Source organism: Pseudazoarcus pumilus (assembly GCF_002872475.1).
In the GTDB taxonomy this organism is placed as follows: domain Bacteria; phylum Pseudomonadota; class Gammaproteobacteria; order Burkholderiales; family Rhodocyclaceae; genus Pseudazoarcus; species Pseudazoarcus pumilus.
Genome location: NZ_CP025682.1, coordinates 541,780 through 563,211, shown reverse-complemented (window position 1 = coordinate 563,211; position 21,432 = coordinate 541,780). Strand labels below are relative to the sequence as shown.

General features: G+C 68.4%; 19 protein-coding genes. 8 read left to right on the top strand and 11 right to left on the bottom strand.

From position 1 onward, the window contains the following. Positions 1-216: 216 nt before the first annotated feature. The 4 genes from C0099_RS02665 to C0099_RS02650 form a co-directional block, all read right to left on the bottom strand. Positions 217-1,269: an IS110 family RNA-guided transposase gene (locus C0099_RS02665; RefSeq protein ID WP_102245883.1), complete on the bottom strand. Its 1,053-nt coding sequence runs from the start codon at positions 1,267-1,269 to the stop codon at positions 217-219. Positions 1,270-1,401: 132 nt separating this feature from the next. Continuing rightward, a complete protein-coding gene (locus C0099_RS02660) occupies positions 1,402-1,980 on the bottom strand; it encodes a YggT family protein (RefSeq protein WP_102246017.1) in 579 nt (192 codons plus the stop codon). Between the two features lie 4 nt (positions 1,981-1,984). After that, positions 1,985-2,797, bottom strand: coding sequence for a pyrroline-5-carboxylate reductase (gene proC, locus C0099_RS02655; RefSeq protein ID WP_102246016.1), 813 nt, complete (start codon positions 2,795-2,797; stop codon positions 1,985-1,987). Continuing rightward, entirely contained in the window at positions 2,794-3,507 is a 714-nt protein-coding gene (locus C0099_RS02650) for a YggS family pyridoxal phosphate-dependent enzyme (RefSeq protein WP_102246015.1), read from the bottom strand. The genes proC and C0099_RS02650 overlap by 4 nt, the downstream gene beginning before the upstream one ends. Before the next feature lie 91 nt (positions 3,508-3,598). On the opposite strand from C0099_RS02650, the gene C0099_RS02645 reads away from it, so the two are divergent. Continuing rightward, positions 3,599-4,642, top strand: a complete 1,044-nt coding sequence (locus C0099_RS02645; RefSeq protein ID WP_102246014.1) for a type IV pilus twitching motility protein PilT — start codon at positions 3,599-3,601, stop codon at positions 4,640-4,642. 79 nt (positions 4,643-4,721) lie between these two features. Next, positions 4,722-5,855 (top strand): PilT/PilU family type 4a pilus ATPase, encoded by a 1,134-nt coding sequence (locus tag C0099_RS02640; protein WP_102246013.1) that lies wholly within the window; start codon positions 4,722-4,724, stop codon positions 5,853-5,855. A 30-nt stretch (positions 5,856-5,885) separates the two neighbouring features. Here C0099_RS02640 and C0099_RS02635 read toward each other — a convergent pair whose 3' ends face one another. From C0099_RS02635 to C0099_RS02625, 3 genes are read right to left on the bottom strand one after another with little or no spacing between them, the layout of a single operon-like run. Beyond that, a complete protein-coding gene (locus C0099_RS02635; protein ID WP_102246012.1) occupies positions 5,886-7,043 on the bottom strand; it encodes a THUMP domain-containing class I SAM-dependent RNA methyltransferase in 1,158 nt (385 codons plus the stop codon). A 13-nt stretch (positions 7,044-7,056) separates the two neighbouring features. After that, on the bottom strand, positions 7,057-7,467 hold the full coding sequence (locus C0099_RS02630; RefSeq protein ID WP_102246011.1) for a CopD family protein: 411 nt from the start codon (positions 7,465-7,467) through the stop codon (positions 7,057-7,059). Next, on the bottom strand, positions 7,461-8,351 hold the full coding sequence (locus tag C0099_RS02625) for an SDR family oxidoreductase (protein WP_102246010.1): 891 nt from the start codon (positions 8,349-8,351) through the stop codon (positions 7,461-7,463). The genes C0099_RS02630 and C0099_RS02625 overlap by 7 nt, the downstream gene beginning before the upstream one ends. A gap of 19 nt (positions 8,352-8,370) precedes the next feature. On the opposite strand from C0099_RS02625, the gene C0099_RS02620 reads away from it, so the two are divergent. The 4 genes from C0099_RS02620 to C0099_RS02605 all read left to right on the top strand — a co-directional run bounded on the left by C0099_RS02620 (position 8,371) and on the right by C0099_RS02605 (position 14,800). Next, complete coding sequence (locus C0099_RS02620; protein ID WP_102246009.1) at positions 8,371-9,387, top strand: CDP-6-deoxy-delta-3,4-glucoseen reductase; 1,017 nt, start codon at positions 8,371-8,373, stop codon at positions 9,385-9,387. A gap of 4 nt (positions 9,388-9,391) precedes the next feature. Further along, positions 9,392-10,528, top strand: a complete 1,137-nt coding sequence (locus C0099_RS02615) for an EAL and HDOD domain-containing protein (RefSeq protein WP_102246008.1) — start codon at positions 9,392-9,394, stop codon at positions 10,526-10,528. 82 nt (positions 10,529-10,610) lie between these two features. Then, the gene (locus C0099_RS02610; protein WP_102246007.1) at positions 10,611-12,587 is read left to right on the top strand and encodes a sensor histidine kinase; all 1,977 of its coding nucleotides are present in this window, start codon (positions 10,611-10,613) and stop codon (positions 12,585-12,587) included. Positions 12,588-12,622: 35 nt separating this feature from the next. Beyond that, a complete protein-coding gene (locus C0099_RS02605; RefSeq protein ID WP_102246006.1) occupies positions 12,623-14,800 on the top strand; it encodes a putative bifunctional diguanylate cyclase/phosphodiesterase in 2,178 nt (725 codons plus the stop codon). A gap of 66 nt (positions 14,801-14,866) precedes the next feature. Here C0099_RS02605 and C0099_RS02600 read toward each other — a convergent pair whose 3' ends face one another. From C0099_RS02600 to queF, 3 genes are all read right to left on the bottom strand, one after another. Then, positions 14,867-15,172 carry a c-type cytochrome gene (locus C0099_RS02600; protein ID WP_102246005.1) on the bottom strand — a complete coding sequence of 102 codons (306 nt, stop codon included), beginning with the start codon at positions 15,170-15,172 and terminating at the stop codon, positions 14,867-14,869. A 78-nt stretch (positions 15,173-15,250) separates the two neighbouring features. Beyond that, the gene (locus C0099_RS02595) at positions 15,251-17,317 is read right to left on the bottom strand and encodes a thioredoxin domain-containing protein (protein WP_102246004.1); all 2,067 of its coding nucleotides are present in this window, start codon (positions 17,315-17,317) and stop codon (positions 15,251-15,253) included. Between the two features lie 96 nt (positions 17,318-17,413). Beyond that, positions 17,414-18,262: an NADPH-dependent 7-cyano-7-deazaguanine reductase QueF gene (gene queF / locus C0099_RS02590; RefSeq protein WP_102246003.1), complete on the bottom strand. Its 849-nt coding sequence runs from the start codon at positions 18,260-18,262 to the stop codon at positions 17,414-17,416. Between the two features lie 288 nt (positions 18,263-18,550). On the opposite strand from queF, the gene C0099_RS02585 reads away from it, so the two are divergent. Both C0099_RS02585 and C0099_RS02580 read left to right on the top strand, forming a co-directional pair. Further along, the gene (locus C0099_RS02585) at positions 18,551-20,476 is read left to right on the top strand and encodes a bifunctional diguanylate cyclase/phosphodiesterase (protein ID WP_164084868.1); all 1,926 of its coding nucleotides are present in this window, start codon (positions 18,551-18,553) and stop codon (positions 20,474-20,476) included. Next, the gene (locus tag C0099_RS02580) at positions 20,473-20,829 is read left to right on the top strand and encodes a PilZ domain-containing protein (RefSeq protein ID WP_173768943.1); all 357 of its coding nucleotides are present in this window, start codon (positions 20,473-20,475) and stop codon (positions 20,827-20,829) included. The genes C0099_RS02585 and C0099_RS02580 overlap by 4 nt, the downstream gene beginning before the upstream one ends. A gap of 3 nt (positions 20,830-20,832) precedes the next feature. On the opposite strand, the gene C0099_RS02575 is transcribed toward C0099_RS02580, so the two are convergent. Next, complete coding sequence (locus tag C0099_RS02575) at positions 20,833-21,432, bottom strand: DUF3299 domain-containing protein (protein WP_102246000.1); 600 nt, start codon at positions 21,430-21,432, stop codon at positions 20,833-20,835.

Below are 21,432 nucleotides of genomic sequence, written 5' to 3'. Positions count from 1 at the left end.
TCCGACCTCAGTAGTTGAGCGCATTTGCTCGGGTCTCGATGGGCTATTCGCACGCCGGCGCCTGATCGACCTATCGTGCTTGGGAGCACTTCGCGTTAAGCAGGCTGTGCCGACGTCGGTTCGACCTGTGAGCCATCCACGACTTGGGCTTCGCAATCGACGGTAGGGGCTTACTCCTTCTCGTTACTTCGATTCACTTCAATCACTGCGCAGCGCTCACGCCACACCCACAGGCTCTTCGGTCCGTGTTCGTGCATGCTCCGGATCGTACTCACCGCCTCGCACCAACAACGCCCAGGCCATGCGTAGCGTCTTGTTGGCCAGCGCCACCGCGGCCACGTTCTTGTTGCGTCGCGCGCACAGCGCCTGCACCCAACAGCTCAACGCATCGTCCTTGTGCGCGCAGTTCTTGATCACCGAGCGCGCGCCGTGGATAAGCAAGGTGCGCACATACGCGTCACCGCGCTTGCTGATGCCCAGCAGGCGCTGCTTGCCCCCGCTCGCGTGCTGCGCTGGCACGATCCCCGCCCAGGCACTGGCCTGGCGCGCCCGGGCGAACTGACGGCCATCGCCCAAGCTGGCCACCAGCGCGGTGGCGGTGATCGGGCCCACTCCGCGCAAACTCATCAGCCGTCGCGCGGCCCCATCCTCGCGCGCGATGCGCTCGATCTGTGCGTCGAGCCGGGCGATGCGCTCATCGAGCGCGACCAGATCGTCGTACTGTTCCGACAGAATCTGCACGAACGCCTCGCTGAGCCGCTCGTCTGCGTTCTCGATCAGCACGGGCAGCGCCACCCGTACCTGCCTGACCCCTTGTGCGATCGCAATCCCGTACTCGCCCACCAGGCCGCGAATCTGATTGACCAGCGCCGTGCGTGAGGTCACCCGCTCGCTGCGCACCCGGTGCAGCGCCTGAATGTCCTGCTGCGCCACCGTCTTGATGCGCACAAAGCGCATGTCCGGACGACCCACCGCTTCGCAGATCGCCTCCGCGTCGTTGGCATCGTTCTTGTTGCCACGCACGTACGGCTTCACAAATTGCGGCGCAATGAGCCGCACATCATGGCCCAGCTCGCGCAGGCGCCGCGCCCAGTGGTGCGCACCGGCGCACGCCTCCATCCCGATCAGGCACGGCTCAAGACGCGCCAGATACTCCAGCAGCTGCGCCCGCCGTACCTGACGGCGCAACACCCGATGACCCCGCTCATCCACCCCATGCAACTGAAACACCTGCTTTGCCAGATCAATGCCAAGGCGCGTAATCTTCATCTCGGACTCCTCCTCAACCTGTGACTGGGAATGCAATTCTCAGTCTGGCACCTCGATGCCGTAAGGGGGAGGAGTCCATCCCATTGACCTACCGCGTTGTCCTTGGTCGTCGGGTTGCCGGGTGTTCGGACTTCAGCCGCCGACGATCAGCGGCAGGAAGTTGCCGCGCAGCCCGGCCAGCACCACCAGCACGATCTGCAGCAACAGCAGCAGCACCAGCGGCGACAGGTCGACGTTGGCGATGGTTGGCACGATGCGCCGGAACGGGCGCAGAAAGGGTTCGGCCAGACGGCGGATCATCGGCGCGGCCGGCGCATGCGGGCTGACCCACGAGAGCACCGCCGACACCAGCACCAGCGCGAAGATCACATACACCGCCATGCGCGCCAGCCCCACCAGGCCCATGCCGGCCAGCCCCAGCGCGACTCCACCGGCTCCGCCGAAGGGCACACCACGCAGCACGAGTTCGATCGCGACGAAGGCCACCTGAGCGAGCCAGGCCGGCAGCAGGCTGGCCATGTCCAGCCCCCACAGGCCGGGCACGACGCGGCGCAGCGGCCGCACCAGCCAGTCGGTGGTGGCGAGCACGAAATGACCCATCTGGTTGTGGAAGGGCACGCGCTGCCACTGCATGAAAAAACGCACCAGCAGCAGCAATGTGAAGGCGCCGAAGACGAAGTTGAGCAGCAGGAAGAGAATGGTCGCGAGCATGTACTCAACCCCTGCCCAGTTCTTCGCCGAGCGCGCGACCGCGCGCTTCCGCCGCGGCCACCGCACGATCGACCAGGCCCATGAAGCCGCCCTGCTCGAACACCGCCAGCGCAGCCGCCGTGGTGCCGCCCCTGGAGGTCACCTTCTGGCGCAGCACGTCCGGGCCGTCATCGGATTCGGCCGCCAGCTTCGCCGCGCCGAGCACGGTATCGATGGCCAGCCGCCGCGCCGTGTCGGCGTCGAAGCCGCGCGCCACGGCCGCCGCCTCGAGCGCCTCGATGAAGTGGAATACGTAGGCCGGTCCGCTGCCCGAAACGGCCGTGACCGCGTCCATGCGCGCCTCGTCCTCGACCCAGACGACGCTGCCGACCGACGCGAGCATGCGCCCGGCCAGTTCGCGATCTTCGCCATCGACACCAGGCCCCGCACACAGACCGCTCACGCCGGCACCGACCAGTGCCGGCGTGTTGGGCATCGCGCGCACGATGCGATCAAAGCCATCGAGCCAGCGCGACAGGTCGCCGATGCGCAAACCCGCCGCGACGCTGACCACCAGCGCACGTTCGAGGCGGCCGGCGAGTGGCTCCACGGCCTCGCGCATCTGCTGCGGCTTGACCGCAAGCACCACGGCGTCGGCCTCGCGCACCACGTCGTCGGCGACGCCCGTGACGCCCACGCCGAACTGTCCGACCAACCATTCGCGACGTTCCGGCGCGAGTTCCACGACACTCAGCTCGTGCGCGTCGAAGCCGCGCTCGAGCATGCCGCCGATGAGCGCGGCGGCCATGTTGCCGCCGCCGAGAAAGACGATCTTCATGCGGGGGTACTCTCCATTCCGGTCTTGCGCGCGCGTGCGCCGAAGATTGCACTGCCCACACGTACCAGCGTGCTGCCCTCGGCGATCGCCGCCTCGAGGTCTTCGGACATGCCCATCGACAAGGTGTCGAGCGCATGGCCGCGCGCGATCAGCTCGTCGCGCAAGCGGCGCAGCAATCCGAAGCGCTCTCGCTGCAATGCAGCGTCGGGGGTGGGTTCGGGGATGCACATCAGCCCGCGCAGGCGCAGCTGCGGCAGGGCCGCGACCGCATCGGCCAGGGCGGCGAGTTCGTCCGGTGCGATGCCGCTCTTGCTGGCCTCGCCACTGACGTTGACCTGGATGCACACCTGCAGCGGCGGTCGATGCGCGTCGCGCTGCTCGGACAGACGGCGCGCGATCTTCTCGCGCTCGATCGAATGCACCCAGTCGAAATGCGTCGCCACCACGCGCGTCTTGTTCGATTGCAGCGGGCCGATGAAATGCCATTCCAGCCCGCCGTCGGCCAGCGCCTCGGCCTTGGCCGCGCCTTCCTGCACGTAGTTCTCGCCGAAGGCGAGCTGCCCGGCGTCGGCCGCAGCGCGCACGTCGCTGGCCGGCCAGGTCTTGCTCACGGCGAGCAGGCGCACCTCATCGGGATCGCGTCCGGCGGCGCGGGCCGCGGCCGCAATGCGCGCCGTGACGGCTTGCAAGTTGGCAGCGATTGATGTCATATACCCGCGTCAGCACCATTGAACCGGCAGGCGCCGAGTATAGCATCGGGGCGCTGCGCCCCTTCCCCACCACCGCCCTTCCGGAAGCTCCATGGACATCACCGAACTGCTCGCGTTTGCGGTCAAGAACAAGGCCTCGGATCTGCACATGTCTGCGGGCCTGCCGCCGATGATCCGCGTACACGGCGACATCCGGCGCATCAACCTGCCGCCGATGGAGCACAAGGACGTACACGCGATGGTGTACGACATCATGAACGACTCGCAGCGCAAGCAGTTCGAGGACGAACTCGAATGCGACTTCTCGTTCGAGATTCCCAACCTCGCGCGCTTTCGCGTCAACGCCTTCAACCAGAACCGCGGCGCCTCGGCCGTGTTCCGCACGATTCCGTCCAAGGTGCTCACGCTCGAGGAACTGAACGCGCCCAAGATCTTCCGCGAGATCGCCGACCAGCCGCGCGGCATCGTGCTGGTCACCGGGCCCACCGGCTCGGGCAAATCGACCACGCTCGCGGCCATGGTCGATTACGTCAACGAGAACCAGTACTCGCACATCCTCACCATCGAGGACCCGATCGAATTCGTGCACACCTCCAAGCGCAGCCTGATCAACCAGCGCGAAGTGCACCGCGACACGCTGGGCTTTTCCAACGCACTGCGCTCGGCCCTGCGCGAGGACCCGGACGTGATCCTGGTGGGCGAGATGCGCGACCTGGAAACCATCCGCCTGGCGCTGACCGGCGCCGAGACCGGCCATCTGGTGTTCGGCACGCTGCACACCTCGTCGGCGGCCAAGACCATCGACCGCATCATCGACGTGTTTCCGGCCGAGGAAAAGGACATGGTGCGCGCGATGCTGTCCGAATCGCTGCGCGCGGTCATCGCCCAGACCCTGCTCAAGACCAAGGACGGCACGGGTCGCGTGGCGGCGCACGAAATCATGCTGGGCACCGCCGCGATCCGCAACCTCATCCGCGAGAACAAGATCGCGCAGATGTACTCGTCCATCCAGACCGGCCAGCAGCTGGGCATGCAGACGCTGGATCAGTGCCTGCAGGATCTGGTGCGTCGCAATATCGTGTCGGTGTCCGAGGCGCGCATGCGCGCGCAGAACAAGGACGCCTTCGCCGGCTGAGCGGCGCCGGGGCGAGGCTGGCAAGTCCGCGCCCGGCGCGGTAGATTGAGTGCCGCGACGTCGGCTTCGGAGACCCACAATGGAACGCGACCAGGCCCTCAAGTTCATGCACGATCTGCTGCGGCTGATGGTGCAGAAGAACGGCTCGGACCTCTTCGTCACCTCGGGCTTTCCGCCGGCGATCAAGATCGACGGCAAGATCATTCCGCAATCCAATCAGGTACTCACGCCGCAGCACACGGCGGAACTGGCGCGCGCGGTCATGAACGACCGCCAGGCGGCGGAATTCGAAGCCACCAAGGAATGCAACTTCGCCGTCGCGCCGCCGAACATCGGACGCTTTCGCGCCAACGCCTACATCCAGCAAAGCCGCGTCGGCCTGGTGCTGCGCACCATCTCGCAGACCATACCGACCTTCGAGGAACTGGGCCTGCCGGCCATCCTCAAGGACATCGCGATGAGCAAGCGCGGGCTGGTGATTTTCGTCGGCGGCACCGGCACCGGCAAGACCACCTCGCTGGCGGCGATGGTGGATTTCCGCAACGAGCACTCGTACGGCCACATCATCACCGTCGAGGATCCGATCGAATTCGTCCATCCGCACAAGAACTGCATCATCACGCAGCGCGAGATCGGCATCGACACCGACCACTGGGAGGCGGCGCTGAAGAACACGCTGCGCCAGGCGCCGGACGTCATCCTGATGGGCGAGATCCGCGACCGCGAGACCATGGACTACGCCATCGCCTTCGCCGAGACCGGCCACCTGTGCCTGGCCACGCTGCACGCCAACAGCACCAACCAGGCGCTCGACCGCATCATCAACTTCTTTCCTGAAGACCGCCGCCAGCAGTTGCTGATGGACTTGTCGCTCAACGTGCGCGCACTGATCTCGCAGCGCCTGCTGCCGATGAAGGAGCGCAAGGGCCGCGCACCGGCCGTGGAAATCATGCTCAACTCGCCGCTGATCTCGGATCTGATCTTCAAGGGCGACGTGCCCGGCATCAAGGAGGTCATCAAGCGTTCGCGCGAGCTGGGCATGCAGACCTTCGACCAGAGCCTGTTCGACCTCTACGAGGATGGTCTCATCACCTACGAGGACGCGCTGCGCAACGCCGACTCGCTCAACGACCTGCGCCTGCAGATCAAGCTGCACTCCAAGCACGGCGAGAAGGATTTCCTGTCGGGCACGGAGAATCTGGACATCGTCTGAAGGCAGCCGCCGTGCGGTGACGCACGCCGATCACTGGTCCTGCGGCTTTTCCCGCCCGCTCCCGGCGAACATCCGGTACTCGTACAAGCGGCATTCGAGCGCGCCGTTGAACAGCGGCGTGCGGCGGCTGGCCTTGAGCCCCATGCCGCGCGGCAGCGCGGCATCTGCGCTCAGAAAATAACAGCGCCAACCCGCCCAGTGCGCCTTGAGCGCGTCACCCAGTTGCGGATAGAACTCGAGCAGTTCGCTCTCCTCGCCGATGCGCACGCCGTACGGCGGATTGGCGACCATCACGCCGGCCTCGGCCGGAGGGTCGAGCTCCAGAATGTCCGCCTGCATCACGCGCACGCAATCGGCCAGCCCGGCCGCGGCGAGATTGGCCTCGGCCTTGCGTACCTGGGCAGCGACCAGATCCGCACCGAAGATCGGCAGCTCACGTACCGGCTTGCGTCGCGCCTCCGCCGCCGCACGCAGCTTCGCCCAGGCCGCGCGGTCGAAGTTCTTGAGTTTCTCGAAACCGAAGCGCCGCCCCAGCCCGGGTGCGACATCGAGCGCGATCTGCGCCGCCTCGATCAGAAAGGTTCCGCTGCCGCACATCGGGTCGACCAGCGCCTCGTCCGGCGTCCAGCCGGTCAGTTGCAGGATGCCGGCGGCAAGATTTTCCTTGAGCGGCGCCTCGACCGAAGCCTGCTTGAAGCCGCGCTTGTACAGCGGCTCGCCCGAGGTATCCAGATACAGCGTGACGGCCTCACGCGTCAGGAAGACGTGGATGCGCACGTCCGGGTTCGCGGTGTCCACGCTGGGGCGCTCGCCGGTGATCGTGCGGAAGTGGTCGCACACCGCGTCCTTGATGCGCAGCGTGACGAATTCCAGGCTCTTCACCGCCGAGCGCTGCGAGGTCACGAATACGCGGATGGTCTCGTCGATCGAGAACCAGCGCGCCCAGGTCGGCGCGTAGGCGATGCGATAGATGTCTTCCTCGTTGCGGTAGCGTCCCTGCGCGATTCGCCACAGCACGCGCGTGGCGATGCGCGACTCGAGGTTGACCCGCCAGCAGGTCGGCATGTCGCCGGAAAAGCCCACGCCACCATGGGTGGGCTCGATGTCGCGCGCGCCCAGCGCGGCCAGCTCCGCGGCCAGCGCCGCTTCGAGGCCGCGCGGGCACGGCGAGAAAAAGGATTCGGCCATCGGCCCTCCGCAATCAGAACGGTTTGACGACGGTCAGGAACACGACCGCGAACAGCACCAGCACCGGTGCCTCGTTGAACCAGCGATACCACACGTGGCTGCGCGTGTTGCGCCCGGCCGCGAAATCCGCGAGCAGCTTGCCGCAATACACGTGATAGCCGATCAGGAACAGCACCAGCGCCAGCTTGGCGTGCAGCCAGCCCCCCGAGAACCCCCAGCCCATCCACAGCCACAGCCCGAAGCCCAGCGCCAGCACGCCCAGCGGGGTCATGAAGCGGAACAGCTTGCGCTCCATCAGCGCGAGGTGCTCGCGCGTGGCGGAATCCTCGACCATGGCGTGATTGACGTACAGGCGCGGCAGATAGAACAGGCCCGCGAACCAGCTCACGACGAACACGATGTGCAGCCACTTCACGATCAGCACGGGGCAGAAACTCCTTGGGACAGGGCCGCGGCGAAGCCGTCCGCGACCGTGGGGTAGGTCAGACGCATGCGCAACTCGCGCAGCGCGCGCGCGCCCGAGATGCGGCGCGACTCCGACAGGAAGGACAGCGCCATCGACGACAGCCGTTCGGCCAGTTCATCGGGGGTCGCGCGGGGCGGGGGCGGCAGGCCGAACATGCGCGCGGCCAGATCGAAATACTCGCCCATGCGCAGGTCGGTCAGATCGACGGCATTGTAGACCCGCCCGGGCGCGCCCCGGAACAGCGTCAGACAGGCCATGCGTGCCAGATCGTCGGCATGGATGTGGTTGGTGTAGGGATCATGCGCGCCCTGCGGCACCGGATCGCCACGCCGCAGGCGCTCGAGCGGCAACCGTTCGGCCGCGTAGATGCCCGGCGCGCGCAGGATGCTCACCGCCACCCCATGACGCACGCCGAATTCGCGCAAGCGGCGTTCGGCGGCGACCCGGCGCACGGCGCGCGCGCTGCTCGGACACGGCGCGCGCGTCTCGTCGATGCGCGCACCCGCGCAGTCGCCGTAAACCCCTGTCGTGCTTATGTATACGATGCGCTGTGGTAGACTCCGCCCCGCCCCCAGGGCCGCCAGAAGATGCGCCGTGCGCGCGTCGTCCGCGCCCTCGCGCGGCGGTGGCGCGCAGTGCAGGACTGCATCGGCCAGGCCCGCGACGCGCGCAAGACTCGCGCGACCGTCGAGATCCCCCGCCAGCGGTATCGCACCGAGCGCGCGCAGACGCGCGAACGCCTCGCTGCGTCGCGCCAGCGCGAACACCTCGAAGCGCTTCGCAAGCCACGGGATCGCGCGCCCGGCCACGTCGCCGGCACCGACGATCAGGATTCGATTCATCGCAGGATTATCCCACGTCATGTCCTTCCGTATCACGCTACAGCCCGGCGGCCAGCACTTCGACGCGCGCGCCGACCAGACCGTGCTCGAGGCCGCGCTGGCGGCCGGCTTCATCGTGCCCTACGGCTGCCGCGATGGCGCCTGCGGCGCCTGCAAGGCGCGCATCGAGCGCGGCACCATCGATCAGGGATCGATCTCCGAGGGAGCGCTCACGCCCGCGGAAATCGCCTCTGGCCAGGCCCTGCTGTGCCAGGCGCGCGCCTGCTCCGACCTCGAGGTGACGGTGCGCAGCATCACCCGCGCGGGTGCGATTGCGGTCAAGAAGCTGCCGTGCCGCGTGCAGTCCATCGAGCGCGCGGCATCCGACGTGATCGTGATGCACCTGAAACTGCCCGCCTCCGACAAGTTCGCCTTTCGCGCCGGCCAGTACATCGACTTCGTGCTCGACGAGGGGCGGCGGCGCAGCTTCTCGATCGCCAATGCGCCGGCCGTCGACGGCCACATCGAAGTACACGTGCGCCGCATCGACGGCGGGCGCTTCACCGGCCGCATTTTCGAGCAGATGAAGCCGCGCGAGATCCTGCGCTTCGAGGGCCCGCTGGGCAGCTTCGCACTTTCCGATGACGACTCGCGCCCGACCATCCTGCTGGCCGGCGGCACGGGATTCGCACCCATCAAGAGCATCGTCGAGGACTGCATCGCCAGCGGGCGTCGTCGCGAATTCGCCCTGTACTGGGGCGCACGCACGCCCGACGGCCTGTACATGGACGAGCTGGCGCGACGCTGGGCTTCCGAACTACCCGGATTCAACTACGTGCCGGTGGTCTCGGACGCGCGCGCCGAGGACGGCTGGACAGGCCGGACGGGACTCGTTCATCATGCGCTGATGGCCGACTATTCCGACCTGTCCGCATTCGAGGTCTATGCCTGCGGCGCGCCGGCGATGATCGACGCTGCGCGCACCGATCTCGTGCGCCGCTGCGCCCTGTCGTCGGAGGCGTTCTTCGCCGACGCCTTCACCTTCGCAGGCAATTGAGCCCATGGAAGCGACGACAATCTTCACGCGCGAACCGGTGGTCAATCGCAAGCGCGCCATCACCGCCAACCGCCTGATCGCCCACGGCCCCGACGTCGCCTCCGTCGTCGAGGCGCTCAACGCGCTCGGCGAGGTCTGGCCCACCCAGCATCCGGTGTTCATCTCGCTCGAGCGACTCGTACCCACGCCCGACCTGATGCAGTGGCGCCCGCCCGACAACGCGATGATCGAGATTCCGGCGCAGACCCTGGGCCATCCGCGCACCGCCGAACTGCTCGCCGAGCTGGCCGAGGCCGGCATCCACACCTGCCTGGCGTGGTGGCGCGCGGACACCGTGGAGCCCGCACAGGCGAACTGGCGCTTCACGATCACCGACGCGCGCAAGCAGCCCTCGGCCAGTGGCGCACCGGGCGTGCCGCTGGCCTGGGGGCTGGCCGACATCCAGGCTTTCCAGGGCGCGATGCAGCAGGGTTTCGAGGGGGCGTCGGGGTGGTTCTTCCTGCATGGCAATCCACCGCCCAAGGCGCTCACGCCGGCCCACGGACAGATCGTGCGGCTGCTCAACATGGTGCGCAACGGCGCCGACATCAAGGACATCGAACGCCTGCTCAAGCAGGACGTGGCGATCTCCTACAAGCTGCTGCGTTACATCAACTCGGCCGGCTTCGGCCTGATGTGCGAGATCCAGTCGTTTCGCCACGCGGTCAGCATCCTCGGCTACGACGCACTCAACAAATGGCTGTCGCTGCTGCTGGTCACGGCCAGCCGCGATCCGGCCGCACCTGCGCTGATGCAGACGGCCATCGTGCGTGGTCGCTTCATGGAACAGCTCGGCACGGCGTGGCTGGACGAGAGCCACCTGGACAACCTCTTCATCACCGGCGCCTTCTCGCAGTTGCCGCTGCTCACCGGTACGCGCATGGAGGAGATCGTCGAGGCCATGACGCTGCCCGAGGGCATCTGTGACGCGCTGCTCCACGATCGCGGCGAGTACGCGCCGCTGCTGCGCCTGGCGCGACTCACCGAGGGCTTCGACGGCACCGCGCTGGCCGCGCAGTCGGCCGAACTGCAGCTCACCCCCGAACAGGTCAACGCCGCGCTGCTCTCGGCGCTGGGATTCGCGGACAGCCTCACCGCCTGATGCACGCCGCGCGCGCAGTATGACCGCGACAAGCGCGCCGGAATCGGTACAATCCCGGCATCCCGACGGCACGAGACCCGGCATGGGTTCGAACATGCTCCATTCGCAGGGCGGCCTGCCCGCTGCCGCACCGAGCGCGCAGCGCGAGGTGCTGCTCGGCCTGCTCGGCAGCTCGCCACCGGCACGCGAGGACATCGCCACGCTGGCCACCGACGACCCGCTGCTGGTGCACGCCATGTTCCATGCCTGCCCGCTCGACGGCGGCCTCGAACAAGCCCTGAGCGAGGCCCTGGCCGAACGTGTGGAGCGCATCGGAGCATCGCTGCTGTCGGCCTGGATCACCCTGCAGGAGGGCGTGCGCGAACCGGGTTCGCGCACCGACCTGGCCCTGCGCGGCTTCGCCTTGCGCTGCGCGGATCTCGCACGGCAACTGGCGATGCGCAGCGACTACCCCTTTCCCGACGAGGCCCGGCTGGCCGGCCTGTGGTCGCGCCTGTCGCAGATGCTGCGCCTCGATCCAGCCCATGCCGGACGCACCGGCAGCGCGGCCGCGCTCAACGCTCGCCTGGCCGCCGAATGCGGTGCCGAGGGCCCGCTCGCGGACGCGCTCGAACTGGTCGAGGCTGACGACGAGCGGATTCTCTCGGCTCATCCGCTGGCACGTCTGCTGTGGTGCGCGAGCCGCCTCGCCAGCCCGGATGGCGGCACGCCCGACGCGGTGCTCGCGCGCGTGGCCGGCGTCGACTCCGCCTGCCTGCACGAGATCCGCGAGCACTGCCCGATTGCGCTCGCTCCGCAAGGCCCGCCCGAAACGTCCGCACTCGCGCCGGCCGCCGCCCAGCCGGTGTCGCGCAAGCTGCTCGAAGCGGCGCTCGCCGGCTACGCGCGCACGGCCTTCGAGGGGCTGACCGGTGATGCCCTGCGCGCACGGTTGCACGCCGGCGCCCGCCTGCTGTGCGCGACGGCGCCGGCACTGGTGGTGGTGGCGCGCGGCGAACGGCTGGCGGCGCTGCCGCTGACCGACGCGCGCACCGAGGCCCACTGGGCGGCGGCGGACATGCCGCTCGACGATCCGCTCAGCGTCGTCGCGCTGGCCGCGCGCAGCGCCACACCCACCTCGTGTCACGGCGACGAGGGAGGCAGCCCCGCCCGTTCGGTGCGCGACTGGCAACTCGCGCGCTGGATCGGGCGCCACGGCTTCGTGTGCGTGCCGTTCTCCTGCGAGGGTGCTCCCGCAGCCATCGTGGTCGCACCCGAGCGCGTGCAGATGCCGCCACCCGACGCCACCCGCATGCTGCTCGCGCTGGTTTCGGCGGCCGCATCTGTTGCATCCGCACAACAACGTCACGACGAGGCCGAGCGCGCGTTGCGGCGCGAAGTCGAGACCCTGCATCGCGAGCATGCGCGACGCACCGCGCATGAGGCGCGCAACCCGCTGTCGGTGATCCGCAGCTATCTGCAACTGATGCCGCAACGTCATCCCGAAGCCCGCGGACTGGCCGAGGACATGGACCTCGTGCAGGCCGAGATCGATCGCCTCGGCGCGCTCATCGAGACCTTCACCGAAGCGCCGCAGGCCACGGTCGAACCGGCCTTCTGCCGGGTTCCCGAGCTGCTGCACGACCTGCGCGCCGCGGTCGGCGAGCCGCTCTTCGAGCGCCGCGGCATCCACCTCGAACTGCGCACATCGGCCGGTCTGCCGCCGGTTGCGATGCCGGCCTCGAAGCTGCGCCAGGTGTTGCTCAACCTGCTGCACAATGCCGCCGACATCCTGCATCCGGGCGGGCGCTGCACGATCGCGCTGGCCGGCGAGGTATGGGCCGACGGCGTGCGCTGCCTCGAGATCCGCGTCATCGACAACGGCCCCGGCCTGCCGCCCGAACGGCTCGCCGATCCGTTCATGCCCCGGCCCAGCAGCAAGGGCGGACACCACGAGGGACTGGGTCTGGCGATCAGCCGGCAGTTGCTCGCCGACTGGCACGGGCGCATCCTGTGCCGCAGCCAGAACGGCATCGGCACGAGCTTTCAGTTGCTTGTGCCGGTGCGCGATTCCGAATAGATTAGGACGTCATCGCACGACGTCGCCTGGGGCATATGGTCATTCCTGGAGAAGTCTTCTTCCACAACCAGCTCGCCGAGACCCCGGCCGACGCGCAGACTGCCCGCATCCTGATCGTCGACGACGACGTTTCGCTGCGCCGGACCCTGCCCCACATTCTCGCCGCACCCCATCGCGAGTTCGACACCGCCGACTGCGTGCACGCGGCGATCGCTCAGCTCGAGGCCGGCATCTTCGACCTGATCGTGCTCGACTACCGCCTGCCCGACGCGACCGGTCTGGCCGTGCTCGACTGGCTCTCCGAGCATGAACGCGACGAGGCGGTGATCATGATCAGCGGCGAGGATGCGATCGACGCGGTGATCGGCGCACTGCGCCGCGGCGCCGACGACTACGTGCGCAAGCCCTATCACGTCGCGCAGTTGCAGCGCGCGGTGCAGAACGCGCTGCACAAGCGCATGCTCGAACGCGCCAACCGGGCCATGGGCGAGCGCCTGCGCGCGTCCGAACGCCTGCACCGCTTCCTCGTCGAAAGCTCCCCCGACCTGATCTTCACGCTCGACGCGCAGGGGCGCTTCAACTACGTCAATCCACGCATCGAGGAGTTGCTGGGCTTTCGCCGCAACCATCTGCTCAACCAGCCCTTCGCCTCGCTGGTGTTGCCCGAGGACAGCGATCGCATCGCCAGCGTACTCCAGGCGCAGCACACGCGTCCGGACACGAGCTTCACGCTGGAACTGCGCCTGCGCAAGGCGACCGACACCGCCGCCGGCGTTTCCGGCCATCTCGCCGTGGCGCTGCAGGGCATTCCGATGCTCGGACGCGGCGAGGGTGGCGAAGGTGGCTACGTGGGCCTGTACGGCATCGCGCGCGATATCTCCGAGCGCAAGCGCGCCGAGGAGATCATCAGCTTCCAGGCCTATCACGATCAGCTCACGCGCCTGCCCAACCGCGTGCTTTTCCGTGACCGCCTGGATCTGGCGCTGACCCAGGCGCGGCGGCGCAGCGGTTCGCTGGCCGTGCTCTACGTCGACATCGATCGCTTCAAGCTGGTCAACGATACCTACGGCCACAGCGAGGGCGACGCGCTGATCCGCGGCGTCGCCGCGCGCCTGTCGGCGACGCTGCGGCGCAGCGACACGCTCGCGCGCGTGGGCGGGGACGAGTTCACCATCCTGCTGCCCGACATCGGCGGCGTAGAGGACGCCGAGCACACCGCGCGCAAGATCCAGACCTCGCTGGAAGCGCCGCTGGCGCTCACGCATGGCGACTTTCGCGCGACCGTCAGCGTCGGCATTGCGATCTATCCGGCAGACGGCGAGACCTGCGAGACGCTGATGCAGCACGCCGACATCGCGATGTACCAGGTCAAGCGCAGCGGCAAGAATGGCTACCGCTTCTTCGCACCCGAGCTCAACACCCGCCACCAGGGCCGCATCGCGATCGAGAACGACCTGCGCGTGGCGCTCAAGCTCGGCCAGCTCGAACTGCACTACCAGCCGCAGGTCAGCCTCTCGCAGCGACGCGTGGTCGGCGTGGAAGCGCTGTTGCGCTGGAACCATCCCGACGACGGCCTCATCAGCCCTGCGATCTTCATTCCCATCGCCGAGGAACTGGGCCTCATCGGCGAGATCTCGCGCTGGGTGCTGGAACAGGCCTGCGCGCAGCTCGCCGCCTGGCAAAAGCGCGGTCACGACAACGTGAAGATGTCGCTCAACCTGGCCGCCTACGATTTCGACCGCGGCGACATCGTCGCCGAGGTCACCGACTGCATCGCGCGCCACGGCCTGCCGCCGGGGCAGATCACGCTCGAGATCACCGAGCACATGATGATGCAGGACACGCCCGGCGTGACCGCCAAGGTACGCCGCCTGCGCGAGGCCGGGGTAGGCATCGCGATCGACGATTTCGGCACCGGCTATTCGGCGCTGGCCTATCTGCAGAAGCTGCCGATCAGCGCGCTCAAGATCGACCGCAGCTTCGTCAAGGATCTGGGCGGGCTGATGACCAATCCCATCATCTCGGCGATCATCGGCATCGCCCGCGGCTTCGACCTCGACCTGATCGCCGAGGGCGTGGAGCATGCACAGCAGGCGGCGATGCTGCGGGCGCTCGGTTGCGACGTGATGCAGGGCTACTACTTCGCGCGTCCTGTGCAGGCCGACGACGCCGAGGCGCTGTTCTCCATGCCGCCGCGCAGCGTCTCGGGCTGAGCCCTCGACGCGGCAGACAACAAAAAAGCCGGCTCGCGCCGGCTTTTCCTTTCTGCGGGGATGAGCTTACTTGATGCTCAGAACCCACTCGGCGAGCTTCTTCGCCTCGTCGTCGCTGACGGCGTTCGGCGGCATCGGCACGGGGCCCCACACGCCGGAGCTGCCGCCCTTGATCTTGCCGGCCAGGTAGGCCGCGGCATCGCCCTGCCCGGCATACTTGGCGGCGACGTCCTTGTAGCTCGGGCCGACCAGTTTCTTGTCGGTGGAGTGACAGGCCATGCAGTTCTTGGACTTGGCGAGCGCCTCGTCGGCGAAGGCCGGCGCGGCACAGAGGAGGCTGGCGGCCGCGACGGCAGTCAGGATTGCCTTCATGTTTCGATTCCCTCTAGGTGGTTGGTGGAACAATGACTGTCAGGGTCGCGTGATACTAAACCACTGTCCGGGCTTTGCCTACCCGCGCAACACGCTGTTTCGAATGCGCGCCTCGAGCGCATCGATGTCGTACTGCGGCGCCTCGCACTGCGCGCCCTGGCACAGCCACGCGGCGGCACGACCGTCGTCCGGCTTCTTCAAGACCGCGGGCAGGCGCCCCGCCCCGTCACACGGCGCGACGCACAGCAGTTCGGGAGCGAAGATGCGCTGCAGCCTACGCCGCCAGCGATCGGCGTCGGACCCGCCCAGCACCAGTACGGCAGGCGGCACCTCGTGTTCGGCCAGCGCCAGCGCCAGGCTGGCGCAACCCACCGGAGCGCGCGCGAGCAGGCCCCCGAAGGCCTGCAAGGCGCGTGCGGCGGCTTCCACGTAGCGCAGCTCGCCCGCCAGATGACCCAGCCGCAGCAAGGCGCGCGCCGCGATACCGTTGCCCGAGGCGGTCGCATTGTCGATGGCCGGCTTGGGTCGCGCGATCAGCCGCTCGTGATCGTGGCGCGTGAAGAAGAAGCCACCCGCTTCCACATCCTCGAAGGATTCGAGCAAGGCGTCGGCCAACGCACAGGCGAAGTCCAGGTCGTCGGGCGCAAAATCGGCCTGCAGCACGTCGAGCAGCGCGGCGAGCAGAAAGGCGTGATCGTCCAGATAGGCGTGGAGCCGTCCCGCCCCGCCATCGCTCACCGCGAGCAGGCGGCCGTCGCGCCACAGCTGCGTGCGTACGCAGGTCAACGCCTCGCGCGCGGCGGCCAGCCAGTCCGCGCACCCGAAGATGCGCGCGGCGCGCGCCAGGCCGCCGATCATCAGCGCATTCGACGCGGTCAGGATCTTCTCGTCGCGCCCGGGACGCACACGCGTCTCGCGCGCTTCGAGCAACGCAGCACGCGCCTGCTCGAGCAGGGCCCTCGCGACCTCCTCGTCCAGCCCGAGCTTCTTCGCCGCCCGGGCGAGCGGCTCGGCCACGCGCAGATGCCAGGCGCGACCCTCGAAATTGGGCTGCGCACCCAGACCCCACAGCCCGCCGGACACGCCCCAGTGGCGCTCGGCCAGGCGCAGCGCGGCGGGCGGGACATGCTCGTGCAACTGCTCACGCTGCCACACGTAGAAGCGACCTTCCTCGCCTTGCGAATCGGCGTCCAGCGCGGCGAAGAAGGCGCCATGCGGCGCGCGCATCTCGCGCAAGGCCCACTGCGCCGTGGCCTCGACGACCTGACGGTAAAGCGGCTCGCCGGTCAGCGCCCAGGCATCGGCGTACAGGCCGAGCAGCGGCCCGTTGTCGTAGAGCATTTTCTCGAAGTGCGGAATCTCCCAGCGCGCATCGGTGCTGTAGCGGAAGAAGCCACCGCCGATCTGGTCGAACAGCCCGCCCTCGGCCATCGCCGTGAGCGTGGTCAGCACCATGCGCCCGGCAGCGTCGTCGCCGCAGGTGCGCTGCCGGTACAAGAGGAACTCCAGGTCCGGCGTGCGCGGAAACTTGGGTGCATCGCCGAAGCCGCCGTTGCGCTTGTCCCACAGCTCACCGAGCGCCTTGCGCAGACCGTCGGATACGCCCTGCGCAGCCGGAATGCCGTCGCTCGCGGGCGGCGCGCACGCGCGCGCCAGATGCTCGCGCAGCTGCGCGTTCTGCGCCTCGATGTCGGTGCGCTGCGTGGCGAAGGATTGCGCGATGTCGCGCAGCAGGTCCATGAAGCCGGGCAGGCGCGCACGCGCTGTCTTGGGGAAATAGGTGCCCGCGAAGAAGGGCACGGTATCGGGCGTCAGGAACACGGTCAGCGGCCATCCGCCGGGACGGCCGGCGAGCAACTGGTGCGCGCTCTGGTAGATGTGATCCAGGTCCGGGCGCTCCTCGCGGTCGACCTTGATGTTGATGAAGTGGCGGTTCATCAGCGCCGCCACCTCTTCGTCGGCGAAGCATTCGTGCGCCATCACGTGGCACCAGTGGCAGGCGGAATAACCGATCGACAGCAGGATGGGCAGGTCGCGCTCACGCGCGAGCGCCAGCGCCTCGTCACACCACGGCCACCAGTCGACCGGGTTGTCGGCGTGCTGCAACAGGTAGGGGGAAGTTTCGGAAGCGAGTCGGTTGGGCATGGGTTTCCAGGAGAGCGCAGGTCGCGACGAGCGCAGCGAGTGCGACATCCCCGCATCCAGCGGCGGTGTCGGATTTCGCCTGCGGCTCAATCCCACCTACTGTCGCACGTCGAAGCGGTTGTCCGGGGGCGTCTCGCCGGGCGTGGCGCGGAACGGATTGATGTCCAGCCCGCCGCGGCGCGTGTAGCGCGCCCACACGGCCAGACGCTCGGGCCGGCAGGCGGCGAGGATGTCGCGGAAGATGCGCTCCACGCACTGTTCGTGAAATTCGTCGTGCGAACGAAAGGACACGACGTAGCGCAACAGGTTCTCGCGATCGATGCGCGGACCACGGTAGCGCACGCACACCGTGCCCCAGTCGGGTTGCCCGGTGACCAGACAGTTGGACTTGAGCAGATGCGAGTACAGCGTCTCCTCGACCGGTGGTGCGGCGAAATCCGCCGTCAGCAGGTCGGGGCGCGGAGCATAGGCGTCGATCGCCACATCGAGCTCATCGATGAGCGTCGCCTCGGGCTCGGCGAAATGCCGGCGCGGCAACTCTGACAGCGCCTGCAGTGCGACGTCCACCGACGCGCCGGCCGCCGCCGACAGGTCGGCGGCGATGGTCGCGCGCACCGCCTCGCGATCGTCGAAGGGCGTCTGGTTGAGTGAATTCAGATACAGCTTGAGCGACTTGGACTCGATCAGCCGCGGCGAGGCGGCCGGCACCGTGAAACGGCCCAGGGCGACGACGGGCTTGCCACGCCGGTTCAGCCACGAGATCTCGTAGGCATTCCACAGGTCCTCGCCGGCGAAGGGCAATGGCGCGCCCGCCGCGAAACCCAGTTCGGCGCGCTTGGGCGCGCGCTCGACAGGGAACAGCAGTTCGGGCGCGTAGGTGTCACGGTAGGCCACGGCGCGGCCCAGCGGAGAGGCGGCGACACCGCTCGTTTCGGTCGGTTTCATCGGCGCGATTGTACGACAGGCGCAACACCGGCCGGCCACTTCACGCTGCGGGGCCTTGCGCTTACAGATCGGCGACACAATTTGTAGTACTTTGGAATTGCGAGCCGGTGGCGCGCGCCCCTGCCACGGACAGGAGGCACCGCCGGCGGGCCATGCGAGTCACGACAGGACGATGCCAGCACAATGCGCAATGCCGCCTCTTCCGCCCCGGGTCCGGGGCTGCGCTCGCCCCTTGCGCGCATCTCGCGCGTCGACGGCCGGGCCCGAACCCATGCGACGGAGCCGGGCATGTCGCTGATCGCGCGAGTGCGCCTGCTCGTGGTCGTGCTCGCACTGACGGGCCTGTGCGGCGCCCTGGCGATCTCTTTACCGGCGCAGCGCGACGCCTTGCACGCGCAGATGAGCGCCCATGATCGCGACACCGTGACGCTGCTCGCCCTGCTCATCGGTCACGGCATGCCCGAACAGGCGGCCCTCGTCGAAACCGCCGATGGCCTGATCGCGAACGGACACTATCGCGAGATCCTGGTGCGCAGCGACGGCCGCCTCGTGATTGAACACCGCGACGCGACACAGCCGCGCGTACCCGTCTGGTTCACCCGTGCGCTGGCCCTGCAGGTGCAGCCATCGGTGGCGACGTTGCACCGCGACGACCAGCCGGCCGCGTCCGTCGCGGTCGCCAGTGACGCGTCGGCCTCGATCGAGCGCCTGTGGCGCGAGACGCGGGCGCTGACGCTGTGGTTCGCCATCGGTGCGCTGCTCACCTGCGTGGCCCTCGGCCCCCTGCTGCGCCGTCTGCTGCGCCCGCTCGACGCCGTCCGCGCCCAGGCCGACGCCCTGGTGGAGCGTCGCTTCACGCAGGTGGCGACGCCCGGCACGGTCGACTTCGTTCCGCTGATCGATGCCATGAACACGCTTGCGCGTCGCGCCGAGCAGCGCATCGCGGCCGACGCCGAGCGCATCGAGGCACTCGACCATCTGGTGGCCCACGACGAACTCACTGGTCTGCCCAACCGTCCACGCTTTCTCGAACTGCTCGACGCCGCGCTGGAACTCGACGAAGGCAGCCGGGCGCGACGCGGTTCGCTGGCGGTGCTGCGTGTGGCGGATCTGGCCGGACTCAACCGCAGCCTGGGGCGTAACGGCGCGGACAAGCTGCTGGTCGACATCGCCGCGCGCCTGCGCGGCGTCGCCGCCGCGGCGCCGGGGCGTGTCGCCGCGCGCCTCAATGGCAGCGACTTCGTCGTGCTCGCGCCCGATCTGAAACGCCCGAAGAAGCTCACCGACGAAATCACGCATGCAATCTCGGCCCTGCGCGCGCTGCACGGCGACGGCCTGATGCACCGACTGCCGGTGGGCGCGGCCGAATACGCCACCGGCGAGCCGCGTGCACGGCTGCTTGCGCGCCTGGACGGCGCGCTGGCCGCCTCCGAGCACACCGGCTGGGGCGATGCGCGCATCGTCGACGACGACAGCGTCTTGCCTGCGCGCACCGATCTGGCGGGTTGGCGCGATGCCCTGCTCGCCGCGCTCGACCGCGATCAGGTGCGCCTGGAGCTGTTTCCGGTGTTGTCGACGCGCGGCGCACTGCTCTACATGGAAGGGCCCACGCGCGTGCTCATCGACGACCTGTGGTACGGCGCCGATGCCTTCGTTCCGTGGGCCGAGCGTCTGGGGCTGACGCCGCGGCTGGATCTGGCCGCGTTGCGCCTTGGCCTGAAGCGCATCGACGAGGAGCGCGTGCCGGTCGGCATCCACGTGTCGGCCACGTCGATGCGCGAGGCCGGCTTCGTCGACGCGCTGCGCGGCGAACTGCAGGCACACCCCGACGCGGCCGCTCGGCTATGGCTGGAATTGCCCGAACAAGGGGTGGTGCGCGATCTGGCCGCCTTCCGGGCGCTGTGCCTGGCCACGCGCCCGTTCGGCTGTCGCATCGGCATCGAGCACGCCGGGCGCGAGTTCGGCCAGCTTGGCGGCCTGCACGACGTGGGGCTGAACTACATCAAGATCGATGCCGGTTTCATCGGCAATCTCGCTGCCAACCAGGACAAGCGGGACTTCGTCGTGCGCATCTGCGATCTGGGCCACGCGATCGGCCTGCAGGTCATCGCCGAAGGCGTGGACCACGCCGACGACCTGGCCGCGCTGGGCGAGATCGGCGTCGACGGCGTCACCGGCTCGGCCGTGCGTCTGCCCGAAGCGGAGCAGCCATGATGGACGAACAACGCCACTTCTCGCGCATCGCGTTCAATGTGGAGGCCACACTGCGGCACGACGGCTGCAGCGACGCCTGTGCCGTGCACGATGTGTCGCTCAAGGGCGCCCTGGTGGAGTTCGCCGGCGCGTCCATCGCCGCAGGCTCGGCCTGCGAGCTCGTCCTGCGCCTGGCCGACGACGCCACGGTGCGCATGCGCGGCCACGTCGCCCATGCGCAGGACGACCGACTGGGCATCGCCTGCGAGGACATCGATCTGGACAGCATGACGCACCTGCGCCGGCTCATCGAGCTCAACCTCGGCGACCCGGAACTGCTCGAACGCGAACTGGCCGCGATGATCGACGGCTGAGGCTCACTCGTATTCGACGATCTTCATGCCGCGCAGGCGGTAGCCGGCCGTGCCCAGTTCGGACTCCTGCCGATCGACCGAGAGCACGCCGCTGACCCACACCGGCACCATGTTCCAGTCGGCGCTGATCGGCTCGTCGGGCTGCACATGCACGAGCTGGTTGGCAGGCGGCGGCGGCACGTGGATGCAGGCCCCGAAGTACGGCACCAGCAGGAAGTCGCGGATGTGCTTGTCGTCGCCCTCGAGCGGCACGACGAAGCCCGGAATGCGCACGCGCTGGCCGTTCATGCCGGACACCAGCGGCGCGTTGTCCCAGGCCTCGCGCACCTTCTGCATGAGCTCCATGGCGCGCGGGTCGGCGTCGTCGAGCCGGTCCATGTCGGTGTCGGCGAACAACTCCTCGAACATGTCCTCGGGCGCCCAGTCAGCCGGGATCAGGTCGTCCCAGACGATCTCGCGGAAGCCATCGGCCTGCACACCCGCGCCGGTTTCCAGGCGATCGCCGACCCGGTAGCCGTCCTGCGCGGCCGATTGTGCGAGTACCGGCGAGGCGGCCAGACACAGCGTCAGCAACACGAGGTTCACGAATCCGGTGCGTTTCAT